The organism is Blautia sp. AF14-40, from assembly GCF_003479665.1.
In the GTDB taxonomy this organism is placed as follows: Bacteria; Bacillota; Clostridia; order Lachnospirales; family Lachnospiraceae; genus Fusicatenibacter; species Fusicatenibacter saccharivorans.
Map to the genome: position 1 here is coordinate 80,547 of NZ_QUHK01000009.1, position 17,151 is coordinate 97,697.

Below are 17,151 nucleotides of genomic sequence, written 5' to 3' on the forward strand. Positions count from 1 at the left end.
GAAATAGCAATGAATCGTGTTCCTGGTTTTTGCCGGTCTTGCTATTTTCGTAGGTGGGTGATAAAATGACGATAGATCGTGAGATCAAAAAGGGAGGAATGTTGTGGGACGATTCTTTAATTCGAAGGTCAATGCGTTTCAGGATGTGTTAAACTCCAAAATATATATCGATAAAACAGGATTACTGGAATACACCAACAGTGTGATAGACACAACATCAAAGTTTATCTGCAACAGCCGACCCAGAAGATTTGGAAAATCAATCACGGCGGATATGCTCACTGCGTATTACAGCAGAAGTCTGGATACGGAAGAAATTTTCGAAAAACTTGAGGTCGGAAAAACAGCGGATTTTCGAAAGCATCTGAATCAGTACGACGTGATTCATATTGACATTCAGTGGTGTATTGAGCCGGCCGGAGGTGCAGATCAGGTAATCACTTTTATTAACAAAAATGTGATTGAAGAGCTGCGTGAAACATATGAAAAAGAATTATCGGAGGGAACATCGTCGCTTCCGGATGCGTTGTCACAGATCAGTGCAAAAACAGGAAAAAAGTTTATTCTGATTCTGGACGAGTGGGATGTACTGATTCGAGATGAGGCGGCAAATCAGAAAATACAGGATGAATATATCAACTTTTTGCGAGGGCTTTTTAAGGGAACGGAACCTTCGAAATATATTCATCTTGCATATCTGACTGGAATCCTGCCGATCAAAAAAATAAGGACACAGTCTGCACTGAACAATTTTTCAGAATTTACAATGCTGGATGCGAAAGTTTTTGCAAAATACACTGGTTTTACAGAAGAAGAAGTGCAGGCGCTCTGTCGGACATACAACAGCGATTTTGAAAAAGTAAAGCGCTGGTATGACGGATATCTGCTGGAAGAGTATCAGGTTTATAATCCAAAAGCAGTTGTAGAGGTTATGACCTGGAATAAATATCAGAGCTACTGGTCAGAAACGGGCACGTATGAATCAATTGTACCGATGATTAACATGAATTTTGATGGTCTGAAAACGGCAATGATTGAACTGCTGGCAGGCGGATCTGTGAAGGTAGATACTTCAACGTTTCAGAATGATATGATAAACTTTTCCGATAAGGATGATGTGCTCACATACCTCATCCATCTGGGGTATCTGGGATATGATCAGCAGCAGGAAACAGCGTTTGTGCCAAATGAAGAAATACGGCTGGAACTGACGAAGGCGGTAAAAAGAAAAAAATGGAATGAATGGATTTCGTTTCAGAGAGAATCGGATGCACTGCTGGATGCGACACTGGATGGAGATGCGGAAAGCGTTGCTGAAAAGATAGAAGAAATTCACATGGCCTATACATCTGTAATTCAGTATCACGATGAAAATTCATTGAGCAGTGTGATTTCGATCGCATATTTAAGTGCTATGCAGTATTATTTCAAACCTGTCCGTGAAATGCCGACAGGAAGAGGATTTGCAGATTTCGTGTTTTTACCGAAACCGGAATATATACAGCAGTACCCGGCGATGGTTGTGGAATTGAAATGGAATAAGAGTGCACAGACAGCGTTGAATCAGATCGCGGATAAAAAATATCCGGAGTCTTTGCGACAGTATACGGGAGAAGTTCTGCTAGTGGGAATCAATTACGACAAGAAAAGTAAAAAACATGAGTGTGGAATTGAGAGCTATGAAAAATAGGAGGAATCTGTATGAAAAGATGTAGTTACTGTGGCAAAAAAATAAACGGAAGTGTTGGATTTTGCAGTGATGCATGCGAAAGCCGCTATAAAAAAGTAATGGAAAAAGATGGACCTAAAGTTAAATATTTTATTTCCGGTATTATTTTAGGATTCCTGGTGATGTTTTATGGAATTATATCAAACAGCAGCTTCCTGATAGGGATGGGAAGCATAGTAATAGGAATTGATGTTGTTTTCTTTCCGTTTACCACGCCGGAAACAACCGCTTTTTTGGGATATCAAAAGGCAAAATTAGTGGGCCGCGTAGCAGGTATATTCCTGATAGCAGTTGGAATATGGGTGGGGACTATTCACTGATGAACAGAGATGCAGAAGCTGCCGCATTAACGTGCGGCAGCTTATTTTTACAGCAATTCCGCTTTCTTTTGGATCATTGCCAGAAATACCAGCGGTTCTTTTCCGCTACAGGAAACGGCATGGCCGCTGCCGTCCTCGCAGAACGTCGTCATGCCCGCCTGCACCGGATATGTTTTGTTATTATCCTGATATATTCCCTCCCCGGACAGAATGTGATACACTTCCGTCTCGCCGTGATGCTCATGGTACGGGAGCTCATCGCCCGGTAAAATCGTTACTTTTGCAAAGAGTGTCACCTTTCCGGAAAGGCGTTCGCCTTCCAGCAATTTTTCTGTTGTGTGTCTGTCTGCCATTGTTCACGTCCTCGTTTTCGTAATCTTTCCTCTGTCAATCTCCACCGTCGTATCGCACAGTGCCGCGATGTCTTCCCGGTTGTGGCTGGCCAGAAGAATCGTTTTTCCTTCCTCTTTTAACTTCAAAAACAGCTGCCGCATCTCCTGCACGCCCTGGTTGTCGAGACCGTTCATCGGTTCGTCCAGGATCAGGAGAGAAGGTTCTTCCATAATCGCCTGTGCAATGCCGAGACGCTGGCGCATGCCGAGCGAATACTTGCCGACATGCTTTTTCGCTTCCGGATCCAGTCCGACTTTTCGGATAGCCTCATCGATCTCCTTTTTTCCGATCTTCCTGCGGATACCGGCGAGAAACTGCAGATTCTGTCTGGCGCTGTATCCCGGAAGAAAGCCCGGCGTCTCGATGATGGCGCCAATACTCTCCGGCGCTTCGATCTCTTTCCCGATCTGCTTTCCATCCACAAAAACCGCGCCATCATCCACCCGGAGAAATCCGCAGATGCACTTAAACAGTACCGTCTTCCCACTTCCGTTTCTTCCGATCATTCCGTGAATTTTTCCTTTTTCAAAGCTCAGGCTGATCCCGTCCAGCGCCGCGTAGCTGCCAAACTTTTTTGTCACGTTTTCTATTCTTATCTTTTCTTCCATTCTTTCAGATTTCCTCCACAAAGTTCAGATCCTTTTTCCGGATCCCGAGATACGAAAGGATCGTGCATGCGCCGATGACAATTGCAAAGACACTGTAAACATATGCTATCGACGGCCCGTTTCCATACCCCTGCCACTTGTAGCTTGCAATATTCATCCAAAGCGGCGGCGCGCAGTAATAGCCGATTGTGATGCTGGAAAATTTGCTGAGCAGAAGCGCGGTGAGTGCGATGCCGCAGTTGATGACGATTCCAAATCCCCTGTGTACCAGAAAATTTCCGGCATAACTCACAACGCCTGTCATAACCGACAGGCACCAGATTGCAAGCATTGTGAGCCCCATTGCCTCCTGCGGCGAAAATCGCGAAAGGATCAGATAATCCAACGGTTCCTGGTCAAAGGTATATGCCGCATTCGTCTGAGCCAGCGTACTGATCACCTTCCCCCATCCGGTTTCCCACCCTACATTCGGAAACACAAGCAGTACCGGAATCATACTTAAGCATATGGTGTAAAAAAAGGAAACAACCACAATGTATAGCATGTTTCCCCAAAACCAGCTTTTTCGCCCGGCCCGCAGAATCTGCCACCCGCTGTTCGGTTCCAGAAACGGAGCATCACAGAAAAGCAGCAGAGCCCCAAGAACGATGATAATCTGGTCTCCATTATATCTGGTCATAAACGGCAGCATCCAAAAAGTCACATCAACTCCGGTCTGCTCGCAGAAGCCTCGAATACCCGCCGTCATTACATGAAAAAGGATCGCAATCCACAACAGCGCAACATAAAACCGTGGTGTTGTGAATGTTTTCCGCAAACGTATCTGACATACCCGAAGGCTCATCCGTATTCTATCCATTCTGCGCCCTCCTCTTTACCACTTGTACGAAAATTACACCTTCCATCCCTGTAAGAATAAGGAAATAACCAGCTATCACAAAAAAGTCTTTAAAATTCCGTATACTTCCCCCATGGAGCTGGTACCACCTCATCTGGCCCGGCAGCTGCAGCGCTTCTGCTACAAGCTGGCTTGCATAATAAAAAAGAGCCGGTGTGCTGACCAGCACGAACAGATTTTTTATTTTCCCCGATATCATAAGCGCAAAAACTGCCATAAATGCATATTTGACAGCCTCAACTCCAAATCTTGCGGCAAGGTAAAACGGCAGAACGAGTCCATTTTCATAGCTTAAACCGCCTGTTAATGTTTCAAGCTCTTCTTTTTTTATCCACGGTATTTTTAATGCCAAAACGCCATAAACAACTGCCATTCCCAGAAAAATGCTGATCACAGAGCCGAAAAAGGCAACCACCAGATGCGACCAGCAATATGCTGTTCTCCCTATGCGTGTCTCAATGCATCTAAGATAGCCATTTCTGCTGTCTTCCCAATAGCTCAGCGCAAACGGCAGCACAGCCAGCACAGAAAACACTTCAAAAAATGCACCCACACCATGGCTGCTGACAACCAGGTAATATACCGATACATTCCACCGGCTCTGCATTGCTTCCTGACTGATGTTCAACACAGTAACCAGTATCGCACCTGCGATGGCAAAATAAAATTTTCCTGATAAAAACATTCTTTTAAAATCCATTTTTATCATTCGAAAAAAATTCATGAAAGATCACCTTCTTTCTGTTTTGATTTTCGAGATGGTTTTATCGGTTGATATATTCCATCCCTTGAAACTTCTCTTCGCCTCTATAAAAGATGTGACCCCGCTTAGCCCGGAGCCACATCTTTCACAAAAGTAATTTATTCTTTGAGTAAATCATAAAGCTCAGACAAACTCACCCCGCAATTTCCCGTCCATCTAGTGCATTGATGTAAACATACTGTTCGATCTCATCTTCTATAAATCGAAACTGCCACGCAGGAATCATATCACACATCCAATGCCCCGTTTCATTTCTTCCCGTTGTCATTGGGTAATAAATCAGTTTCATCTGATCCAGCGTAATCGGCTCGGCAATTGCCAAATCATACTTATTTCTCAGCGTTTCCAAAATAATATCTTTTTCCGCAAGAGATACCGGTTCCTTTTCCCGAATAGCATAGTGATTAACTGCTTGAAGATATTGAATTCCGCCCTCCGTTATAACAGCCTGTATTTTAGATGACGGAATATAAAGATCATCCTGCCGGTTAATTTCATTGCATAATACAGGAACCCCATTCAGATATCCCTGAAAAAACAACAGGAAGCAATCATCTGCTTTTGACCACTCATATTTCTGAATCTTCTGAGGCTTTAGCAATTCTCCATTCTCGATTGCCTGTTCCATTAATTCCTGCTGTTTTTCCATCTGTTTATACGAAAAACTGTATTTACTGGTCAATTCAACTTTTTCCCAGTCTCCAATCCATCTAACAAACTCTTTTCCTTCCTCTATCAGCTTTTCTTCGTCTTCCAATGAAATTTCCTGCTCATTGTCTCTGACCAAAATCCCTTCACCATAGGCTGATGTAATATATTCAACAGGTAAATTATAATAAACTTTTTTCCCTTCTTCCGTTTCCACTCCTAATATATTACTGACAGACACCGTTCCATTTTGATTTTTTAATTGTTCACCAAGTGTTCCCTCATACGAATAACAAACATCCGGCTCTCCCATGTCTCCTTTTCTTGTTTCCAATCCACTTTCCGGAATTTTCCCAAGTATTTTATTGAACACACTTTCTCCTTGAAATCCATCCACTTCTATCACACATTTTTCAAACTCGTTCCATTTTTTGTCCGGCATGTCAACAACCGCATCAATTTTTGCCTGGCTGCCAAGCTGAAAACGGATGTGCTCACCATTGCTTAATTCCTGATCCTTTTCATGTGTCACATTTGTTTCCGTTTCATCATTGCTGATAGAACTATTCCGTTCTTCTCCATTTTCCTGTTTTTCTACCTGCTGCAAATTTTCTGCCTCATTCCCCATATTCTGACAACCCGTAAGAATCAACAATATCGTCAGAACTCCCAACACTTTCTTTCCCATATATCCCCTCTTTTCAAAATTTCGTTCTTTCTCTTCTGTTACTCGAAGCATAACGAAAATTTTCTCCATCGTCAACGGATCTGGGATATCATGCTCTATCTGGGATAATCGGTACAGATAGCAAAAAATATAAGACTTTGTTCTTTGAAATCCGCATTCTTTTTGCTTCCTTCATACAAACAAAGTCTTTTTTATTACGTTTTATCTTATTTTATCGGAAACACTGCCTCTGCGCAAAACAAATCTCCTGTCTCATAATACTTTAACGCGCCACCTACCTTTTCCATCGTCCGTTTTACACTTTTGTGCCCAATCCCATGGCTGCTTGTATCTTTCTTCGTCGTATTCAAACTTGAATTTTCATTTAAAACAGATTTCTCTATTTTATTTTGAATCTCCAACCGAAGATATCCCATTTTTTCCTCTACAAAAATTATAATTTCTTTCTTCCCTGTAACTTTCCGCTCTGCTTCAATCGCATTATCCATGAGATTTCCAAACACAGTGCAAAACTCCAAATCATCAATTCCTTCCATTTTGCTCAGAATCGTACATTTCACATCTACTTTTTCACTTCTCGCAAGAGTAATTTTTGTATTAATCATAGAATCCACATAACTGTTTCCGGTCTGAATCAGTGTCTGCACATCTTCAATTTTCTGATTAATTTTTTCCCATACCTTTACCATTTCCGACTGCGGCATGGTCTCCATTGCCTCTTGCAGAGGTAAAAGATAATTTTTCAAATCATGTTTAAATTCTCGTAATTCTTCATTACTTCTCTTAATAATTTCCATACTTTCCTTTGAATATTTCTCTTTTTCTTTCATCAGTTCATATTCTAGCTTTGTTTGATTATCCTTGCTCATTTGCTGTACTATAAAGTACATAATCAGGCACATCAGCCAGATACAGCATACGCACAGCAAAATCCATTTCTGTTCCTGCATCTGCACACTTGGCAGATCTCTTACTACCAAAATCATAGTATCTCCCGCAATAATTGAGAAAACAAGGTTGCATCCCATGACAATCCATTGCCAGCTTATCAGATTCTCTCGTTCAAACAAAAGACTATTTAGTAATTTACCAACAAAAAAATAAGAAATTTTTGATAATAGCACGAGCGCAATTCTTACTGTATCCTGATCTTGAATAAACGATGCAACACTTTCTTGAAGGATAAAACTGCCGCCGAAAAGGATCGCTGTGTTTACCATCATCAATACTGCTCTCGCAACTACCGCTGCAGTAACCTTTCTCAGAACACTTCCCTGTGTACCCACCATCAAATAGACAAAAAGCCAAATCAATGTGATCCACATTTCCCACCTGTCATATAACGCAGGATACTTTTCCAACGCAGGAAAGATTAGCCCAAATAGCACTGCAATTCCCCACAAAACTTTACCTTTTTTCCCTCTGGGTTTCTGCTGCATAAAATCCATGCAGAATTCCAACAAAAGTATGTTTTCCCAAACAGAAATTGCAAGTTCAAAGACCTTCCAAAATGCTGCACTCATTCCATCACCACTCCCATAATTTTCATTCGAACCTGATTCAGATAATTTCTGCTGACAGGAATGCTTTTCCCGTTCAATAGCAGAAGTTCTTTTTCGCGCAACCGATATACATAGTTCATGTTAACCAAATATCCTTTATGGGTCCTTACAAATTTATGCGCTTCTAGTTTTTTCTCCGCTTCTGACATTTTCATCCTTACGCGAATCGCCTCATCCCTCGTATCTTTTTCCCGATAAAAAAGCAGATAGTTCTTCTCGCTCTCCACAAACCAGATATCACGCAATGCAAGTTTTACACTCTGACGCCCTGTCTGCAGTTCTATTTGGGGAACTTTCTTTCCTGCCTTTTTCTGCAGTTCCAGCAGCTGCGGCTCCAGTTCCTCATCCAGATGTGCCTTGCGGATAAAAAAGAATGGATGATACACCAATGACTGAAACACCAGATCATCCTTATTCGATACAAACACAATGCAACATTCCCTGTTCCACTTTTTCAGATACGATGCAACCTCAAATCCATTCACTTCCGGCATATCGATATCAATAAAAAAAACAGAAATCTCATCAAGATTTTTGATTCCTTCCAGCATCTCCTTCGCAGATACGTAGCACTCCATTTCCACTGCAATCTTATGTTTCTGACATAAACCTCGAATTCTGATTTCCAGTTTATCTAAAAATGCTTTATCATCATCGCATAAAATTAAATTCATTATTTTCCCCCATACTCTTCTTATCGAAGATTCTACTTCTCAACAGCATACCAAATTTTTTGTTTTCTCTCAAGTAACTTGGGATAACATGCATGATCTGGGACAAACATCAGATCATTCTGCTCTGAGAGCTTTTTTGCCTGACGGGAAAATGTAACGAGATTTTCCCTCGAGAAAAAAAACAACACCTGAACCGTTTTGCCAACTCAGGTGTTGTTACAATAAATTTATATCGCCCGCAAAGGCTGTTACGCAACTATATCCTCGAACTGCGAATTGTAAAGATTTGCATAGAACCCGTTTGCCGCGAGCAGTTCTTCGTGATTTCCCTGCTCGATGATGTCTCCGTCTTTCATGACGAGAATCAGATCCGCATCACGAATCGTGGACAGCCGGTGGGCGATGACGAAGCTTGTTCTGCCCTTCATCAGGTTATCCATGGCCTTCTGGATCTCGATTTCGGTTCTGGTGTCGACGGATGAGGTTGCCTCGTCGAGGATCAGAATCTTGTTGTCAGCAAGGATTGCGCGTGCAATCGTCAGCAGCTGTTTCTGTCCCTGCGACACATTGCTGGCATCTTCATTCAGTTCCATCTGATAGCCGCCCGGCAGGGTCTGGATGAAGTGGTGGGCCCTTGCGGCTTTTGCTGCTGCGATGACTTCTTCATCTGTCGCATCGAGCCGGCCGTAGCGGATGTTTTCCATGATGGTTCCCTTGAACAGCCACGTATCCTGCAGGACCATACCGAAGGCATCGCGCAGCTCTCTGCGGTTGAAGTCTTTGATGTTGTGGTCGTTCAGCAGAATGGCTCCGCTGTTGACATCGTAGAAGCGCATCAGCAGTTTGACCATCGTCGTCTTTCCGGCTCCGGTCGGGCCGACGATCGCGGTTTTCTGGCCCGGTTTTACTTTGGCGCTGAAATCGTTGATGATGATCTGCTCCGGGTTGTAGCCGAAATGTACGTGGTCGAAGGTGACTTCTCCTGTCACAGTCTCGATTGCTGCCGGATTCTCGACAATCTGGTCTTCCTCTTCCTCGTTCAGGAATTCAAAGACACGCTCGGATGCCGCCGACATCGACTGTACCATGTTGATAACCTGCGCAATCTGCTGAATCGGCTGGGTAAAGTTTTTCACATACTGGATAAATGCCTGGATATCACCGATCGTGATCACGTTTTTGATCGCCAGAAGTCCGCCGGTCAATGCCACGCAGGCGTAGCCTAAATTTCCGACAAACATCATAATCGGCTGCATCATACCGGATAAAAACTGGGATTTCCATGCGGAATCGTAAAGAATATTGTTGGTTTTTTCAAACTCTTCGATCGTATCCTTCTCGCGGTTAAATGCCTTGATGACGAGATGGCCGCCGTAAACCTCCTCAACCTGACCGTTGATGTGGCCTAAATATTCCTGCTGGGCACGGAAGAATTTCTGTGATTTCTTTGTCACGAGTCCGATGAGTCCCATTGAAATCGGCAGGATCACAAGCGCGATCAGCGTCATCAATGGGGAGATACTCAGCATCATGATCAGAACACCGATGAGCGTTGCCAACGAGGTGATGATCGTCGTGATACTCTGGTTCAGTCCCTGGCCAAGCGTATCGACATCATTTGTGATGCGTGAGAGCACTTCACCGTACGTGCGGCTCTCAAAATATTTCATCGGCATACGGTTGATCTTCTCCGAAATCTCTTTTCGAAGCTGATAGCACACCTTCTGCGTCACGCCCGTCATGATCCATCCCTGGATGAAGCTGAACAGGGCGCTCATCAGATACAGGCCAAGTACAAACAGCAGAATCGTTCCGATTCTTGCAAAATCAATGCTTCCTGTGCCCCGGATCTTTTCCATCAGTCCCTCGGACAGTGCGGTCGTAGCTTTTCCGAGAATCTTTGGTCCGGCAACATTGAACACCGTTGAGCATGCGGCACAGATCATAACAATAAAAATCGCAATTTTATATTTTCCGATGTACTGGGCGAGCTGTTTGATCGATTTTTTCAGATCTTTCGGCTTCTCGCCCGGCTGCATGCCGCGGCCCATCCGTCCCATCGGTCCTCTTTTGCGCGGCTGCTGGTTCATTTCATTACTCATGGTCAGCCACCTCACTTTCCTTCAGTCCAAGCTCTTTCTCTGACAGCTGGGATTTCGCAATCTCCTGGTAAACCTCGCAGCTTCTCAGCAGTTCCTCATGCGTACCTTTTCCGACTACTTTTCCGTCATCGAGCACCAGAATCTGCTCCGCATGGAGAATCGTGCTGATCCGCTGTGCCACGATGATCACGGCGCTGTCTTTGACATTCTCCGCCAGTGCTTTTCGAAGCGCCGCATCCGTTTTCAGGTCAAGTGCAGAAAAACTGTCGTCGAAAATAAAGATTTTCGGGTCTTTTGCAATCGCACGCGCAATCGCCAGACGCTGTTTCTGTCCGCCGGATACGTTCGTTCCGCCCTGTGCAATCGCGGTTTCGTATTTGTCATCTTTTGCCTCGATAAACTCGGTTGCCTGCGCAATTGCGGCTGCCTTTTCGATCTCCGCATCCGTCGCATCGTCTTTTCCGAAGCGCAGGTTGGATGCGATCGTTCCCGAGAACAGCACACCTTTCTGCGGCACGAAACCGATCTCATCGCGCAGATCCTTCATCGTAATGTTTCGAATATCTTTTCCGTCGAGCGTAATCTTTCCGCCCGTCACATCATAGAGACGTGGGATCAGGTTGACCAGCGTCGATTTACCGCAGCCGGTGCTTCCGATGATCGCCGTCGTCTTGCCAGGCTCGGCAACAAAGTCGATGTCATGCAGCACATCCTCCTCGGCGCCCGGATAACGGAAGTTGACGTGATCGAAGCGGACAACTCCGTTATGAACCTCCAGCTGCTCCGGATTTTTGACATCCTGAATGGAGGATTCTGTCTGAATGACTTCATCGATACGGCCGGCGGCAACAGCGGCACGCGGCAGCATGATTGACATCATTGTCAGCATCAGGAAAGACATGACGATCATCATGGCGTAGGTAATAAATGCAGTCATTGCACCGACCTGCATCGTGCCGGCATCGATTTTATGTGCACCGAACCATACGATTCCGACGGTCAGCACGTTCATAATCATCATCATACCAGGCATCATAAAGGTCATGACGCGGTTGGTGAACAGGGTTGTTTTGGTCAGTTCCTTATTCGCACCGTTGAAGCGCTCTTCCTCTTTGTCCTCTCTTCCGAACGCACGGATGACAGAGAGTCCGGTCAGGATTTCACGCGATACGAGGTTGATGTTGTCAACCAGTTTCTGCATCAGCTTGAATTTCGGCATCGCAAGGGAGACAAGCAGCATCACGTATCCGAGAATGACGATGATCGCAAGAACAATGATCCATTCCATACCGGCTCCCGTTTTCATGACTTTCAGCACACCGCCGATGCCAAGGATCGGAGCGTAGGCAACCATTCGCAGCACCATGACGGAGACCATCTGGATCTGCTGGATATCGTTCGTGCTTCGGGTAATCAGCGATGCGGTGGAGAACTGATCCATCTCCGCATTGGAGAATCCGACAACCCGTTTGAATACTTTTTCGCGCAGATCGCGGCCGATTCCGGCGCCGACGCGGGAGGCAAACAGTCCGACGAGAACAGTTACCACACCCATCAGGAGTGCCATGCCGACCATCTTGAGGCCTGCAGTCAGAAGGTACGTTTTCTGAATCTGGTCTACATCGAGACCCGCCGCTTTGTCTGCGGAAACTGCATACGCAATGCCCATCGATTTTACCAGGGAGCTTCCCATCGTATCAAGCGTTTTTTCCATGCTGTCGCGCATCGAGAGCACGGTGTCTTTATCCATCTGTCCGCTCTCGATCATCGCTGCAAAGATTGGACGGACATCCACACAGGTGACTTCGACTTTGTTTCCATCGTCATCCTCTTTTTCCTGCTGGAAGTTCTTCAGCTCCACATGCATCATCTCGCCGATCTGCTCAATCGTCATGTTTTCAAACACCGACGCATCCTGACCGGTCTGCTGTGCCATGAGTTGTTTAAAGGCATCCTCCTCCATCGCACCCATCTGGTAATTCATCAGCAGTGCAACGGTCAGCGTTTCATCCGCTGTATCTAGTTCTTTTTCGGAAGCTTTGTTCCGTTCGTAATAGCCGTCCTTTTTCGTATAAAGGCTTTCCCACAAGTCTGCCTCATCATCCGTCATGATGAACTTTGCTGTCTGAAATTCTTCCTCTGTGATCCTTTTTGGCGTAACGTGCTCAACACCGCTGTTCTGAATGCCCACATCGATGATATCAGATGTGTACGACGGGAGCGACAGGTCGCACCACGCCTGGACAAACAAAAGCATAAGAATCACAAGAATCGATTTCCAGTACGGGAGCATATTCTTGAAAATCTTACTCATTTTTTCCCCTTTCTGTCTTTCTCGTACATCGTTTTCGGGTTTCAATTTCTTTTTCTGCAATCTCATAGATACGATCCAGATAAGCAACCAGCTGATCTACATCCTCTTCCTTTAACTGTGACATCACAGAGCAGCCAAAATCCTGCATTCTGTCCCGTACCTCTTCCCCCTTTTTCCAGCCCTTCTCTGTCAGACTGATATACGTATTTCTGCGGTCTTTTTTGTCAACGCTCCGCTCTACATATCCTTTTTCTTCCAGTCCGCGCAGTGTGCGCGACACAGCCGGCGGAAGCGTTTTGGTCTTTGCTGCCAGCTCTGAGCTTGTAATTTTTCCGTTTTCTCCCATTTGCAAAATCGCACCCATAACGGAGAATTCGGAACTGCTGAGTCCCGGAATCAGGTCTGATACGTTCAGTTTTTTAAACTGGTGCACCGCACGAAACAGTTTTTCAAATGCATCTTTCATATTATCCCCCTCCTTTTTGTGCAAATACTTAACAGTGTTATTTATTTACGCATGTTAAATAATAACACCGGCAAATTTCCATGTCAAGAAATTTGCCGGTGTTTATGTTTTTTTTAGAATTTACGCTACTCAAATAGAATTTGACAAACGCTGCCATTTTGTTTAGATTAGAAGCAAATACGAAAGGACATCTTCATTCCCATGCCAGGTTTTATTTTACATCTCACCGCAGCCCAAATGCTGTTAAAGCACCTCCCGTCCCACCCGGATTTTCCATATCCGATTTCATCGGTAAATGATTTTCTAATCGGAAATCTTCTGCCGGATGCGACGCAGCAGAAAGAATCCTCCCATTTCCGCGATCCGCTTTACCGCGAAAAAATGATGGTATTCCCGGATCTTACACGGTTTACAGCGAAATACCGTTCACTTCTGCCAGATTCGAGCGCACTGGGATATTATTTTCATCTTTATATTGACCGGAAATTTTTTAAGGATTTCATTCCGCAGATTGTGGAATTTTATAATGCGGATGGGGAAATTACAGATATGAGAGATGAGATTGCAACGGTTTATATCAAAAAATCGCGGACATCCATTCCTTTTTCCAGATATCTCACGGAGGAGTATTATTATGGGGATTATACACGAATGAATACATATCTTGTCAACCGCTATTGCATCCCGCTCGATCTCAATCCCAACGTCACGAACCCTGGAATCACAGAAATTCCGTATGAGAACGTCCAACAGGTACTTGACCTCCTTCATCACTTCCTCTCCGTCCCGCCGGAAGCCGCGCAGGATCTGAAGGTCTTTCCGCTTGAAGAGCTGCTTGCGGCACTGGAGCAATATGTAGAAGAGTTTTTTGCCGTGCCGAATAAGTATATTCCATAATTTCCATTTAAAAAGGAGCAGAACCCACACCGGATTCCGCTCCTTTTTCAGAATGTAATTTTTCCGTTTCCTCTTACACTACATCTTAAACGATCCCTTCTCTGTCATCCGTATCCATTTGTTTTTTTCTTCGATATTCCGTCGGTGTCCTCCCATAATATTTCTTAAATGTCTTGCAAAAATAATCCATATTTTCAAATCCCGTCTCGCCGGAAATTACAGTTATCTTTTTCTCCGTCGTGGCCAGAAGTTTTGCAGCCTCCTGCAGACGATACTTCACCAGATAATGCACCGGCGTATCGTGAAGATATCTTCGGAACAGATTCAATGCCGTACTTTTGCTCACCATAGCCTGCCCGGCGATATCCTCCAATGTAAGATTCTGTCGGAAATTTTGATGAATATATTGCATCATCAGCTGTGTTCTTCCCTGTGAGGATGCCGTATTTTCTCTTTTTTTCTGCAGCACTTCCGAATCCATGTGCAAATAAAGCAAGTGCCACAATTCCTGCGTCAGAAATAAAGTAACCAGTTCCCGGTCTTTGTTTGATTCCTGCGCTTTGAGAATTTTCTGCATGAGCTCCAGTGCTTCTGCCTGCCATTTTATTTCCCTGCAAAAGACAATGCAGTCCACCTTACACGCCTGTATCGGTGCAATGTATTTTTTGTAAATCAGGCTGTCTGCCGGAGCGAGAAATGTCGGTTTCAGAACGAAATTTGGCACAATCGCATGGCCTTCAGAAAAATAGCGATGCAAAATCTTTGAGTTAATAAAAATGCCCGTTCCCTGTCCCAGTGAAAACTGCTTTTCGCCAACCCAGAAGGTTGCTGTTCCCTCCTGTACAAAAACAAACTCAAACTCCACATGCCAGTGCCATTCTACACAATGAAAATCAAACAACGCAAGATCGTCGTAATACAATTGAAACGGATATTCACTGTTTCCATGCTGTATCGTTTCCATCATGGTTTCATCCGTTTGGATCTTGTTATAAAATGTATTAAATTCCATCTTTCCCCGCCTCCGTTTTTCAGGCACGCCCCTCTCTATTTTACGATATTATACAATAAACAGACGATATATTCCAGTGAAAGCGACACTATTTTACGTTATTATACAAAAAGAATCGTTGTTGCTCCATGGAACACGGTGAACGGCAACGAAACGAACACTACGGCCGCAGCAGTTCTGCCATTTTAAAAAACGGAGTATATCATTATGAAAAAGAACTACCACAAAACCTTAATTGCCTGTTATCTTGGATTTATCACGCAGGCAATTTCTGCAAATTTTGCACCTTTACTATTTCTTACCTTTCACAGAACTTACCATATTTCTCTTGGAAAAATTGCGTTTATCTCGACAGTATTCTTTTTCACACAACTTCTTGTCGATTTGTTCTGTGCCAGATATGTCGATAAAATCGGTTATCGCAGGTGTGTCGTTGCTTCTGAGATTCTTTCCGCCTGCGGCCTGATTGGACTTGCCTTTCTGCCCAATATTCTGCCAAATGCCTATGCAGGAATTTTGCTCAGTGCCATGATCTATGCCGCCGGAAGCGGACTGATTGAGGTTCTTGTCAGCCCAATCGTAGAGGCTTGTCCGTTTGACAATAAGGACAGCGTTATGAGTCTGCTTCATTCCTTTTACTGCTGGGGGTCTGTAGGCGTCATCTTACTCTCCACTGCTTTTTTGGCAGTTTTTGGTATGGAACGCTGGCCGATCCTCGCATGTATCTGGGCTGTACTTCCACTGTACAATACGTTTAATTTTCTTTCCTGCCCGATTGAATCACTCACCGGAAGCGAAGAAGGACTTACCATTCGTCAGCTGTGCCGTCTTCCCATTTTCTGGATTTCCCTTGTTCTTATGGTCTGCGCCGGAGCAAGCGAGATTTCGATGGCGCAATGGGCTTCCGCTTATGCCGAGTCTGCATTAGGTCTCTCAAAAAGCATTGGAGACATTGCAGGACCGTGCCTGTTTGCTGTGATGATGGGCATCAGCAGAACCTTCTATGGTAAATACGGGGAAAAAATTGACTTAACAAAATTTATGATCGCATCCGGTACACTTTGCCTGATCTGTTATCTGGCTGCAGCTCTCGCACCATATCCTCTTTTAAATCTTATAGGCTGCGTTATGTGTGGTTTCTCTGTAGGAATTATGTGGCCGGGAACCATCAGTATTTCATCCTCTAAAATTCCACTCGGCGGAACTGCACTGTTTGCACTTCTCGCCATGGCCGGAGATATGGGCGGTTCCATTGGCCCATTTGTTATTGGATTTGTCACACAAAACACCGGCGACGATCTGAAGGCAGGTATGCTGGCCGGCTGCATTTTCCCTGCTGTACTGATTTTGTCTGTTTTTCTGCTCCGACAAAGGAACGCAGAGTAAAAATAAGCACCGAAGAGATACTGTAACGTGTCTCAGACACACTTCTTAGAAAGGAGATAGGATGATGGATTTTTCCTGGTTAAATGAAAGCGAATTAAAAAGAGAGGAAGAAGGCAAGCTTGTCATCTTTGCACCGGCTGGGACAGATTTCTTCTGCAACAACGGCACTGTTTCGGAAGAAGGCATTACGCCGGAATCACTGCACAATGCACCCTATTATTATACGGAAATCGAAGGCGATTTTGTTCTGACTGTCAAAGTTTCTCATGACTTCAAAGACATCTATGACTCTTCTTCTCTTATGGTCATGGAAGATCTGGACAACTGGGCAAAAAGCTGCTTTGAAAAAACCGATTTCGGAACTCATGCCGCTGTCAGCGTTGTGACGAAACAAGGTTATTCTGACGATGCCAACGGAAGTAATATTTCCGGAAATACCGCATGGCTGAAAATTTGCAGAGTGAAAAATTCCTTTGCTTTCCATTATTCTGAAGACGGCATTCATTATTTTATGACAAGATTTTTTAATCTTTCCGGTAAAAAGACCGTAAAAGTAGGGCTTCTTGCCCAGGCGCCGCAGGGAAATGGTGGCAACCGGATTTATGAAGATTTGCATATTGAGAAGAAAACAGTAAAGAATATCCGCTTCGGAGAATGAAATACCCTGAGTTCTTCTATTTTAAAAGGAGTC

Annotated in this window: 16 protein-coding genes; 5 read left to right on the forward strand and 11 right to left on the reverse strand. The window is 44.4% G+C overall.

Annotated features, from left to right (window positions below; translation table 11 throughout):
• The first annotated feature begins 103 nt into the window (after positions 1–103).
• Positions 104–1,690 (forward strand): AAA family ATPase, encoded by a 1,587-nt coding sequence (locus DWW13_RS08805; protein ID WP_118601300.1) that lies wholly within the window; start codon positions 104–106, stop codon positions 1,688–1,690.
• A gap of 11 nt (positions 1,691–1,701) precedes the next feature.
• Entirely contained in the window at positions 1,702–2,049 is a 348-nt protein-coding gene (locus DWW13_RS08810; protein WP_118699740.1) for a DUF2116 family Zn-ribbon domain-containing protein, read from the forward strand.
• Between the two features lie 47 nt (positions 2,050–2,096).
• On the opposite strand, the gene DWW13_RS08815 is transcribed toward DWW13_RS08810, so the two are convergent.
• The 10 genes from DWW13_RS08815 to DWW13_RS08860 form a co-directional block, all read right to left on the reverse strand.
• Complete coding sequence (locus DWW13_RS08815) at positions 2,097–2,402, reverse strand: cupin domain-containing protein (RefSeq protein ID WP_118699739.1); 306 nt, start codon at positions 2,400–2,402, stop codon at positions 2,097–2,099.
• 3 nt (positions 2,403–2,405) lie between these two features.
• On the reverse strand, positions 2,406–3,050 hold the full coding sequence (locus DWW13_RS08820; RefSeq protein ID WP_118719874.1) for an ABC transporter ATP-binding protein: 645 nt from the start codon (positions 3,048–3,050) through the stop codon (positions 2,406–2,408).
• Positions 3,051–3,054: 4 nt separating this feature from the next.
• On the reverse strand, positions 3,055–3,909 hold the full coding sequence (locus DWW13_RS08825) for a hypothetical protein (RefSeq protein ID WP_118719876.1): 855 nt from the start codon (positions 3,907–3,909) through the stop codon (positions 3,055–3,057).
• Positions 3,902–4,672 carry a hypothetical protein gene (locus DWW13_RS08830; RefSeq protein WP_118719878.1) on the reverse strand — a complete coding sequence of 257 codons (771 nt, stop codon included), beginning with the start codon at positions 4,670–4,672 and terminating at the stop codon, positions 3,902–3,904. The genes DWW13_RS08825 and DWW13_RS08830 overlap by 8 nt, the downstream gene beginning before the upstream one ends.
• Before the next feature lie 172 nt (positions 4,673–4,844).
• Positions 4,845–5,801: a hypothetical protein gene (locus tag DWW13_RS08835; RefSeq protein WP_147398320.1), complete on the reverse strand. Its 957-nt coding sequence runs from the start codon at positions 5,799–5,801 to the stop codon at positions 4,845–4,847.
• 452 nt (positions 5,802–6,253) lie between these two features.
• A complete protein-coding gene (locus DWW13_RS08840) occupies positions 6,254–7,570 on the reverse strand; it encodes a sensor histidine kinase (RefSeq protein ID WP_118719882.1) in 1,317 nt (438 codons plus the stop codon).
• Positions 7,567–8,283: a LytR/AlgR family response regulator transcription factor gene (locus DWW13_RS08845; RefSeq protein WP_118660557.1), complete on the reverse strand. Its 717-nt coding sequence runs from the start codon at positions 8,281–8,283 to the stop codon at positions 7,567–7,569. Before DWW13_RS08845 ends, DWW13_RS08840 begins: the two co-directional genes overlap by 4 nt.
• A 248-nt stretch (positions 8,284–8,531) precedes the next feature.
• Positions 8,532–10,385, reverse strand: a complete 1,854-nt coding sequence (locus DWW13_RS08850) for an ABC transporter ATP-binding protein (RefSeq protein ID WP_118719884.1) — start codon at positions 10,383–10,385, stop codon at positions 8,532–8,534.
• The gene (locus DWW13_RS08855) at positions 10,378–12,699 is read right to left on the reverse strand and encodes an ABC transporter ATP-binding protein (RefSeq protein ID WP_118719886.1); all 2,322 of its coding nucleotides are present in this window, start codon (positions 12,697–12,699) and stop codon (positions 10,378–10,380) included. The genes DWW13_RS08850 and DWW13_RS08855 overlap by 8 nt, the downstream gene beginning before the upstream one ends.
• The gene (locus DWW13_RS08860; protein ID WP_118719888.1) at positions 12,692–13,165 is read right to left on the reverse strand and encodes a MarR family winged helix-turn-helix transcriptional regulator; all 474 of its coding nucleotides are present in this window, start codon (positions 13,163–13,165) and stop codon (positions 12,692–12,694) included. Before DWW13_RS08860 ends, DWW13_RS08855 begins: the two co-directional genes overlap by 8 nt.
• A gap of 201 nt (positions 13,166–13,366) precedes the next feature.
• On the opposite strand from DWW13_RS08860, the gene DWW13_RS08865 reads away from it, so the two are divergent.
• Positions 13,367–14,062 carry a hypothetical protein gene (locus tag DWW13_RS08865; protein WP_118719890.1) on the forward strand — a complete coding sequence of 232 codons (696 nt, stop codon included), beginning with the start codon at positions 13,367–13,369 and terminating at the stop codon, positions 14,060–14,062.
• Positions 14,063–14,147: 85 nt separating this feature from the next.
• On the opposite strand, the gene DWW13_RS08870 is transcribed toward DWW13_RS08865, so the two are convergent.
• Positions 14,148–15,074, reverse strand: coding sequence for an AraC family transcriptional regulator (locus tag DWW13_RS08870; RefSeq protein ID WP_118719892.1), 927 nt, complete (start codon positions 15,072–15,074; stop codon positions 14,148–14,150).
• 207 nt (positions 15,075–15,281) lie between these two features.
• Here DWW13_RS08870 and DWW13_RS08875 point away from each other — a divergent pair, with 207 nt between their 5' ends.
• Both DWW13_RS08875 and DWW13_RS08880 read left to right on the forward strand, forming a co-directional pair.
• Entirely contained in the window at positions 15,282–16,460 is a 1,179-nt protein-coding gene (locus tag DWW13_RS08875) for an MFS transporter (protein ID WP_118719894.1), read from the forward strand.
• 64 nt (positions 16,461–16,524) lie between these two features.
• The gene (locus DWW13_RS08880; protein WP_055218940.1) at positions 16,525–17,118 is read left to right on the forward strand and encodes a DUF1349 domain-containing protein; all 594 of its coding nucleotides are present in this window, start codon (positions 16,525–16,527) and stop codon (positions 17,116–17,118) included.
• The last annotated feature ends 33 nt before the right edge of the window (positions 17,119–17,151 follow it).

Coding starts and splice junctions, on each gene's coding strand:
- DWW13_RS08810 (WP_118699740.1), top strand. CDS start 1,702: ATGAAAAGATGTAGTTACTGTGGCAAAAAAATAAACGGAAGTGTTGGA.
- DWW13_RS08815 (WP_118699739.1), bottom strand. CDS start 2,402: ATGGCAGACAGACACACAACAGAAAAATTGCTGGAAGGCGAACGCCTT.
- DWW13_RS08820 (WP_118719874.1), bottom strand. CDS start 3,050: ATGGAAGAAAAGATAAGAATAGAAAACGTGACAAAAAAGTTTGGCAGC.
- DWW13_RS08825 (WP_118719876.1), bottom strand. CDS start 3,909: ATGGATAGAATACGGATGAGCCTTCGGGTATGTCAGATACGTTTGCGG.
- DWW13_RS08830 (WP_118719878.1), bottom strand. CDS start 4,672: ATGAATTTTTTTCGAATGATAAAAATGGATTTTAAAAGAATGTTTTTA.
- DWW13_RS08835 (WP_147398320.1), bottom strand. CDS start 5,801: ATGCCGGACAAAAAATGGAACGAGTTTGAAAAATGTGTGATAGAAGTG.
- DWW13_RS08840 (WP_118719882.1), bottom strand. CDS start 7,570: ATGAGTGCAGCATTTTGGAAGGTCTTTGAACTTGCAATTTCTGTTTGG.
- DWW13_RS08845 (WP_118660557.1), bottom strand. CDS start 8,283: ATGAATTTAATTTTATGCGATGATGATAAAGCATTTTTAGATAAACTG.
- DWW13_RS08850 (WP_118719884.1), bottom strand. CDS start 10,385: ATGAGTAATGAAATGAACCAGCAGCCGCGCAAAAGAGGACCGATGGGA.
- DWW13_RS08855 (WP_118719886.1), bottom strand. CDS start 12,699: ATGAGTAAGATTTTCAAGAATATGCTCCCGTACTGGAAATCGATTCTT.
- DWW13_RS08860 (WP_118719888.1), bottom strand. CDS start 13,165: ATGAAAGATGCATTTGAAAAACTGTTTCGTGCGGTGCACCAGTTTAAA.
- DWW13_RS08865 (WP_118719890.1), top strand. CDS start 13,367: ATGCCAGGTTTTATTTTACATCTCACCGCAGCCCAAATGCTGTTAAAG.
- DWW13_RS08870 (WP_118719892.1), bottom strand. CDS start 15,074: ATGGAATTTAATACATTTTATAACAAGATCCAAACGGATGAAACCATG.
- DWW13_RS08875 (WP_118719894.1), top strand. CDS start 15,282: ATGAAAAAGAACTACCACAAAACCTTAATTGCCTGTTATCTTGGATTT.
- DWW13_RS08880 (WP_055218940.1), top strand. CDS start 16,525: ATGGATTTTTCCTGGTTAAATGAAAGCGAATTAAAAAGAGAGGAAGAA.